This window comes from Aminobacter sp. J44, from assembly GCF_007829415.1.
Taxonomy (GTDB): Bacteria; Pseudomonadota; Alphaproteobacteria; order Rhizobiales; family Rhizobiaceae; genus Aerobium.
The window spans coordinates 82,694-90,621 of sequence record NZ_VLJG01000011.1; the positions used below are offsets into that span (position 1 = coordinate 82,694).

At 64.5% G+C, this 7,928-nt stretch carries 7 protein-coding genes; 1 reads left to right on the plus strand and 6 read right to left on the minus strand.

Annotated elements, in window-relative coordinates; all coding sequences use genetic code 11:
* Positions 1–154: 154 nt before the first annotated feature.
* The 5 genes from L610_RS05990 to L610_RS06010 all read right to left on the minus strand — a co-directional run bounded on the left by L610_RS05990 (position 155) and on the right by L610_RS06010 (position 6,404).
* On the minus strand, positions 155–1,543 hold the full coding sequence (locus tag L610_RS05990; protein WP_246658935.1) for a TolC family protein: 1,389 nt from the start codon (positions 1,541–1,543) through the stop codon (positions 155–157).
* Positions 1,544–2,226: 683 nt separating this feature from the next.
* On the minus strand, positions 2,227–2,802 hold the full coding sequence (gene gfa, locus L610_RS05995) for an S-(hydroxymethyl)glutathione synthase (RefSeq protein WP_144703412.1): 576 nt from the start codon (positions 2,800–2,802) through the stop codon (positions 2,227–2,229).
* A 73-nt stretch (positions 2,803–2,875) separates the two neighbouring features.
* A complete protein-coding gene (locus tag L610_RS06000; RefSeq protein ID WP_144703415.1) occupies positions 2,876–3,817 on the minus strand; it encodes a substrate-binding domain-containing protein in 942 nt (313 codons plus the stop codon).
* A 13-nt stretch (positions 3,818–3,830) separates the two neighbouring features.
* On the minus strand, positions 3,831–4,364 hold the full coding sequence (locus L610_RS06005; protein ID WP_024849942.1) for a c-type cytochrome, methanol metabolism-related: 534 nt from the start codon (positions 4,362–4,364) through the stop codon (positions 3,831–3,833).
* A gap of 141 nt (positions 4,365–4,505) precedes the next feature.
* Positions 4,506–6,404 (minus strand): methanol/ethanol family PQQ-dependent dehydrogenase, encoded by a 1,899-nt coding sequence (locus tag L610_RS06010; protein WP_144703418.1) that lies wholly within the window; start codon positions 6,402–6,404, stop codon positions 4,506–4,508.
* A gap of 647 nt (positions 6,405–7,051) precedes the next feature.
* Between L610_RS06010 and L610_RS20455 the strand changes: the two genes are divergently transcribed.
* Positions 7,052–7,447 carry a hypothetical protein gene (locus L610_RS20455; protein WP_246658936.1) on the plus strand — a complete coding sequence of 132 codons (396 nt, stop codon included), beginning with the start codon at positions 7,052–7,054 and terminating at the stop codon, positions 7,445–7,447.
* A 244-nt stretch (positions 7,448–7,691) separates the two neighbouring features.
* Here the strand turns inward: L610_RS20455 and L610_RS20315 are convergent.
* The coding region (locus L610_RS20315) for a hypothetical protein (RefSeq protein WP_210245997.1) at positions 7,692–7,928 on the minus strand (237 nt) is incomplete at its 5' end.

Genomic DNA, 7,928 nt, shown 5'->3' on the forward strand with positions numbered 1-7,928 from the left:
CCCACCGCAACCGCACTCACCTCACTTGGTCCCTGCGGTAGGCACGGCGCCTTGGTCCCTGCGGGCCTGGCAACGTGCCCGCAGGCACGCCTTGGCCCCGGCACGATCTTGTCCTTTACCGGCGTTCCGCCTGGCAACCCACGACGTCGTGCCCCTACAGCGCCACGCCCTGCACCTGGTACCCCGTCAGGTTGAACACCTGGCGGATGCGGCCCGCATTGTAGATGCAGTCGAGGGACAGCTTGCGCAGGTCGTATTCGGCATTCGCCAGCTGGAAGCGGGCGGAGTGGTATTCCTGGTCTGCATTGAGCACGTCGAGGAGGGTGCGCGTGCCAAGCTCGAGATATTGCGTGCGGTAGAGCGCGCGGGTTTCCTTCAGCGTCGTCTCGGTGCGCGACAGCGTGCCGCGCAGGCCGGAGAGGCTCGCCACCTGGCCGCTGGATTCGAGCAGCGCCCGCTGCACGTCGAGCTTTGCCCGCGCGATCGCGGCATCGGCCGCGGCGAGGGCATAGCCCGCGGCGTTGGTGCGCGCCTTGCTGACGCCGCCGTTGAAGATATCGCCGCTGACGTTCAGCCCGAAGCGGATTTCCGGATCGCGCTTGCCGATGCGCGAGACATCCGAGCCGACGCGGCCTTCGAGCGCGATCGACGGCAGCGCCTCGGCGCGGGTAAGGTCCAGCTGCGCGTTGGCGGTCTTGTGGGCCGCGGCCGCCTCCATGATGGCCGGCACGCGCTGCCAGTCGGGCTCGCCCGACGAGCAGGCGGAATTGAGCCAGGCGGGCTTGTCGTTCTTGACCTGCGGCGTGCCCTGGATGCCCGTCATGGCCGCAAGCACGCTTTCCCAGCGCCGCAGCGAGCCTTCAAGCTGCAGCTTGGTGGCTTCGGCCGCCTGAACGCGCGCGCGCGCCTGCAGCAGGTCGGAGTCGGTGCTGGCGCCGGTGTCGGTGCGGCTCTTCACCAGCGCCTCGACCGCCTTGACGTCGGCGATCTGCTCGCGGGCGACGGCGATCAGCGCCCTGTAGCGCTGCACCTCGAACATCGCCGCCGCCGTCTCGTAGGCAAGGTCGTCGATGGCGACCAGAATGCTCGCCTGCCGGCCTTCGACGCCGGCGGAAGCCACGCGCACGCGACCTTCCGTCTTGCCAAAATCGTAGATCAGCTGCGAGCCGGACACGTTGAGGATCGGGCGGTAGCGGTCGTCCTCGGCCGAACTATAGGCGGAATCGATGCCCCAGCCGATCCGCGGCATGTAGCCGGCCTCAGCCTCCGAGACGGATTCCATCTGCTGGCGCAGCTTTGCGACCGCTTCGCCGACGGCCGGGTGCCAGCGCACGGCGCGCCTGACAGCGTTTTCGAGAGTGAGGGGACCCGCGGGCGGCTCGGGCAGGTCTGTCACCGGGCGCTCGGGCGCGGTGCTGCCCGGAATGGCGGAGACGGTGGTGGTGTCGAGCTCGGGCTTTGCCTGCTGGTTCGCGCAGCCGGAAATCGCGGCGGCGAGGCCGATGGCGAGCAGAGTGACGGGCAGATCGCGAGCGCGCTTCAAGGTCTTGCCTTCCCAGACGCGGACGGAAAACCCCCAATCCGCCCAGTTACTTGCGCGACGCATGAGGGCATCGCTGTCACCGCTATATCGTCACCTTATGGTTAACAAGCTGCTAATATACAGCGATGCGTTAACCATGATTTTTGGGCGGTGGGGGGCGTCTGCGCGGGGACTGGTCGGGAGCTCCGGCTTGATCTGCAGTGCGGCGCACTCTCCGCGGCCTGACAGACGGCCAACGGCTCTCCATCGGCTGCGGTACGCTACGTTTCCGAAGCGCGAAGACGCGGGATCCTCCCCTGCGAAGCGGGGGAGGTGGCGCGGAGCGCCGGAGGGGGGCTCGTAAAGCAGAGAGGTCGGTGGGGTGCGGAAAAGCCGCTGATGCGTTTCAAGCAGGGCGAGGAGGGTGCTGCGCGCGGACTCGTGACGGCAGATTGTCACCGCCGCCCTCCATGAGCCCCCTCCACCATGCTTCGCATGGGCTCCTCTGCACATGTGGGGGAGGATCCCGTGCGTGCCCTTCATGACGGTGCCCGAGCCGAGGCGGAGGCCCGCACGCACGCCCTGCAACCGAGGTGCGTGGTGGCGGAAATGCCGGCGCGGGTGCGCAAACCGATTTGCCCGCCTGGGGCAGGTCAGGCCAGGTCAGGCACCCGCGACCGGCTGCTCACCGCGCCAGCTTTGGCTCACGCCGCCAGCACGCCGTTTTTCTTCGCCGTCCATGTGGCGACGTAGTCCATCAGCGCCGGCGACAGGCAGTCATAGGGCTCGAGGCCAAGGTCGCGCAGCCGCGCGCGGACCCCGTCCATCAGCGAGGGATCGACGCCCGACTCGATGATCGACGAGACGAAGGCGGCAAAGCCGGGCTCGGCCCAGCCGCTTTCCTGGAAGCGCTCCGGATGGACGAAGTCGAGGCCCTGGAAGGGGTGCTCGCGCTCGACCGGCCCGTACATGTGCACGCCGCATTCAACGCAGGCGTGGCGCTGGATGAGGGCTGAAGAGTCGACGACCTTCAGCTTGTCGCCGTTTTCCAGCACCGTCACCTTGTCGTGCGGTACCACCGCGACGATCGAGAAGGCGGCGCCCTTCGGCTTCCAGCATTTGGTGCAGCCGCAGGCGTGGTTGTGGGCGACATTGCCCTCGATGCGCACCTTGACCGGCCGGTCGGTGCAGTCGCAGACCAGCGTGCCGCCGACAAAGCTCGGATTGCCGGGCCTCACGCCGCCGTCGATGGCCGGGTGTATCGATATTCCAGTCGTCATTTGCAGCCTCCTTCCCTTGTTGCCGAAGGCGGTTGATCCCGCCCCGGAACTGCCTTGTCCGCTGCCAGTCCGCTCAGGACACGCAGCGTCCCCTCCGCGCAACCTTGCACTTCTTCTCCTCCGGCGTGGACGTGTCGGCCTCGGCCTTGTCGCGCGGCTGGGCCACGATCGGCTCGCCACGTTCGTCGAGGATCGGCACGTCGTAGTCGAGGAGGATGCGGTTGATCTCCTCCTGGTTGTCGCGGATGAAGTTGTTGAGCGTGCGCTTCCACTCCTGGTCGGAGGGACGAACGCCCATGGTGATGCGGAAGGACATGCGGGTCATGCCCTTGACGTCCTTGAGCGGAACGACCGCGAGCTCTTCATCGGCGCGCGCGGCGTAGTAGCCGGCCATCGGCCCCCACAGCACCGCGGCGTCGATCGCGCCTTCCATCATGTCCTCGACCGCGATCTCGCCGATCGGCGGCGACAGGCGCGTGTCGATCATCAGCGGGTAGGCCTTGGCCGTGCGCATCAGCCCGGCGCGGGCCATCACGCTGGTCGGCGGCGTGTTGGCGACGACGCCGATCTTCTTGCCGGCAAGGCGCGGGTCGGTGAGGTCCTGCACCCCGTCGAGGTCGCCGCCCTTCCTGTAGATCAGCACGTAGGTCGAGCGGTAATAGGCGTTGGTGTTCTGCACCAGTTCATCGCCCTGGGCGTAGCCCATGATGATGTCGCAGCGGTTGGCGCGCAGCGTCTGGCGCACGAAGCCCATCACCTGCGGGAACCATGTGTAGGAAACGGATTTGCGGCTGAGCTTTTCCGCGGTGAGTTCGGCCAGCCTGTTCTCGAACCCTTCGCCGCTTTCGTCGGTGAAGGGCATGTTTGACGGATCGGCGCAGACCCGCAGCACATTCGGGTCCACGAGTTCGCCGGCTGCCCCCAGCCCGGCGCCCTGCGCAAAGGCAGGGCCTGATGTTGTTGCCATGAGCCCCAGGAACGACAGGCTGCAAAGCAGCCGGGGCCACGATGTCATGATCTCCTCCTCTCTAACCCTCCATGCACGATTTCTCCGCTTCGGCGGCAGCTTCAGGCTTGTCTGCCCTCTTGCCGGGACGTCCGCGCGGGATCGCGTCGAGCGAGCGCGCACGCAGGTAGACGTAGAGGTCGTCCATGTAGCAGTAGACGTTCTTGTTCTCGCCGAAAGCGGGCATCACATTTTCCTTGCCCGCGCCCAAATTCTTCCGGCCTTCCGCGACGATCGACAGGAAGGTCGCGTAATCGATGTTCTTCATCGTCTTCGCCAGCGCCGGCGCGTAGCTCGAGCCTACGCCGTCGGGGCCGTGGCAGACGTGGCAGTCGGCATGGTAGCGGCGGTAACCGCTGAAGGTGAACCAGTCGACGGTGCCGTCATCTTCGACCTTGAAGGTCGGGTTGCCATCGGCGTCATAATACTTGCCATCTTCTTCGCGGTCGACTGCCGCCGTCTCCTTGCTGTCAGAAAAACTTTGCGCGCTCGCGGAAAGGGGCGAGAGGGCAATGACAACGGCGGAGACAGCCGTCAGGGCGCTGCGCAAGATCATGCGGTCTTCCTCTTCTTGATGTCAGGCGGGACAGTGCATCGCGGCGSCCGGCGCCGCCGAAACCCCCGAGATTTCACAGCCGGAAGCCCGGACTGGCATTTCCAGTTCCGGGCTCCCGCTCTTTGGCAGGTCGCAGGACGATCAGTCCGGCAGGCCGAAGACGGTCAGCTGGCCGCCAAGCGTCGTGTAGTCGGCAAGGGCTGCATAGCCGCCCACGGCACCGAGGCCCGCGGTCGACACGGCCGCCTGCTGGTCGCTGACGTCCTTGCCCTGGCTGACGGCCTCATGCCACGCCGCCGCATTCTCCGGCGCCAGCAGGCCACCGGCGAGACCGATGCCGGCCCAGCCGCCAACACCCGACATGACGGCCACGTACTGCTTGCCGTTGTGTTCGAAGGTGTTGATGTTGCCGATGATGCCGGACGGGGTCTTGAACTTGTAGAGTTCCTTGCCCTCCGTATCGACGGCCTTGATGTAGCCTTCCAGCGTTCCGTAGAAGATCACGTCGCCCGCGGTCGCGAGCGCGCCGGACCATACCGAGAACTGCTCGGGGACCGACCAGACGATCTCGCCCTTGACGGCATCCCAGGCGATGAAGTTGCCCATGCCGCCATGGCTGTCAGGCGTCGGATACATCGACACGGTCGAGCCGACATAGGCCTGGCCGGCGGTGTAGCTCACCTTGAACGGTTCGTAGTCCATGCAGACGTGGTTGGTCGGGACATAGAACAGCTTGGTCTTCGGCGAGTAGGCTGCCGGCTGCTGGTCCTTCGAGCCGAGCGCTGCCGGGCAGATGCCGGCGGTGTTGACGTCCTCGCCGTTCTGTTGCGGCGAGTATTTCGGATCCACCTTCGGCCGGCCGAAGGTCTCGCTGTTCGGATCCATGTCGATCTCGGTCGCCCAGTTGACCTTCGGGTCGTACTTTTCGGCCACCAGCAGTTCGCCGGTCTCGCGGTCGAGCGTGTAGGCGAAGCCGTTGCGGTCGAAGTGGACGAGCACCTTGCGCTGCTGGCCCTCGAACTCAAGGTCGTCGACGAGAATGCTCTCGTTGACGCCGTCATAGTCCCACTCGTCATGCGGGGTCATCTGGTAGACCCACTTGGCCTGGCCCGTGTCGGCATCGCGGGCGAAGATGGTCATCGACCACTTGTTGTCGCCCGGGCGCTGGACCGGGTTCCAGGTGCCGGGGTTGCCGGTGCCGTAATAGACGAGGTTGAGTTCTGGATCATAGGAGAACCAGCCCCAGGTGGTGCCGCCGCCGATCTTCCACTGCTCGCCCTCCCAGGAGGTCACGCCGCTGTCCTTGCCGACGGGCTTGCCCAGCTGGGTGGTCTTTTCGGGATCGATCAGGGTTTCGGAGTCGGGGCCGGTCGAATAGGCCTTCCAGGCCAGCGATCCGTCCTTGAGGTTGTAGGCCGCCGCCCATCCGCGCACGCCGAACTCGGCGCCGGAGATGCCGATGATCACCTTGTCCTTGACGACGAGCGGCGCCGCGGTGGCGGACTCGCCCTTGCTGCCGTCGGTCGAGGCATTGGCGACCGACCAGACGACCTCGCCGGTCTTGGCGTCGAGCGCCACCACCGTCGTGTCGGCCTGGTTCAGGATGATCTTGCCATCACCATAGGCAACGCCGCGGTTGACGGTGTCGCAGCACATGATCGGAATGACGTTGGCATCCTGCTTCGGCTCGTACTTCCACAGGATCCTGCCGTCATTGTTCAGGTCGAGCGCATAGACGATGTTCGGGAACGGCGTGTGCACGTACATGACGCCGTCGATCACCAGCGGGCCGCCCTCATGGCCGCGCAGGACGCCGGTCGAGAATGTCCATTTGACCTGGAGATCCTTGACGTTGTCCTTGGTGATCTGGTTGAGCTCCGAGTAGCGGGTGTTCGCATAGTCGCGCGCCGGCATGACCCAGTTCTTGTGGTCTTCCGACATCTTGATCAGTTCGTCATTCGCCCACGCTCCGCCCGCTGACGTGCAGAGGAGCAGCGCCGTGGCAAATCGGAGATAAGTGGCCTTCCTGGGTACACGCATTGCAATCCTCCCGAGGTTTACGATCGCAACCGCCCACGCGGACGTCCCCCAAACTCATCCTGGCGATCATCTGGTATTGGGAACGTTCCGTTTCCGGCAGCGTGTCACGGCAAGCACGGGACAGGGGCACCACTGTCCCGAAATCTGGCCTGCGAAGACATCGCCGCTCCCAATATCGGCGAGGTCCTTGAAGCCGGAAACTGGACGAAAGCTAATCTGACCCAAGTTATTAGGCAAGTACTAAATCATTAATACTTTTGGCTTGAAGCAAACATACTGCAGTGCAGCAATTTTTTATTGGATCGATTTAATCAAATATACGCTGTTACAATTCGTGAGTTTTTGGAATATACCAAGTAATTCCGGAGATCGACTTGCGATGTGAGGCCACTGGCGCACGGAAACTATATTAGGCAATGCTTAAGAACTGTGCAGCCTGCCGCGTGACGTGCAGGGATTCATTTCACCTGATAAGCAAGATCGCGTGGCACCGTGCGGTTGCATTGGCGTTGCTGCTACCCGTCATGATGATCATCGACCCGGTAGGCACTCGTTCAAATGTGGGTGTGTGCAGAGCGAAAACCGGGTAGCCGGTTGACGGGCGGGGGAGCGCGTCCAACTATGACGGCAGGAGGAGGTGTCACTGCATGATGCATACAGCAGAAAACTCCCGCCGCGCGCGCTGGTTGACGCAGCCGCGCAGACTTGTCCGGGCAGCCGTTCCGGCGGCGATCTTCGCCCTCGCGGGCGCAGCTACCCCGGCTTTGGCCAACGACTATCCGACCGTTACGGTCGCCGACTACGTCTTCGCCTGCATGAAGGCGAATGGCGAAACGCGCCGGGCGCTCGAAAGCTGCTCGTGCTCGATCGACGTCATTTCGACCATCATCCCCTACGAGGCCTATGAACAGGCCGAGACCTTCCGCAGCCTGTCCTTTGCCGGCGGCGAGCGCGGCGCCTTTTTTCGCGAGAGCGCGGCCGGCAAGACGGCGATCGGCAACCTCCGCCGCGCGCAGGCCGAGGCGGATGTGAGGTGTTTTTAGAGGGGGATTTTCGGGGCGGCGCATTTGGGGCGGAGATTGATGCCGAGTTCTGCACCGCCGGCGGGATGTCATCGTTCCGGCATGGATGCCACGGACGAGCCGTGGCATGACGAGGGAAACGGCGGATGTATGACGATCGAGCGATGCGCAGCGGTGCTGTTGCAAGAAGCTCGAGCTAGAGGACGGTGGGACGAGTTGCCAGCAGGGTGACGACTGCCTGCCAAAGAAGGCGTCCCTTCTCGGCTCAGTTGCAGATCATCCCCGGCATTTCAGCTTCGTCATGGCCGGGCTTGACCCGGCCATCCYGTGTGTTTGCTGAGGTGTAGAATGGTTGCGGGAAGGAGGCCGMKGGSATCCTGGTCGCCTCCGCTTGGGAAAGCAGACCGTGGCATGGCCTGGCCCCTTCCCGCAGTGCTGCTTTGAACCTGAACAGTTGCACGAGGCTGCTTACCCAGACCTCGCACCACAGGAACAGGCCCCA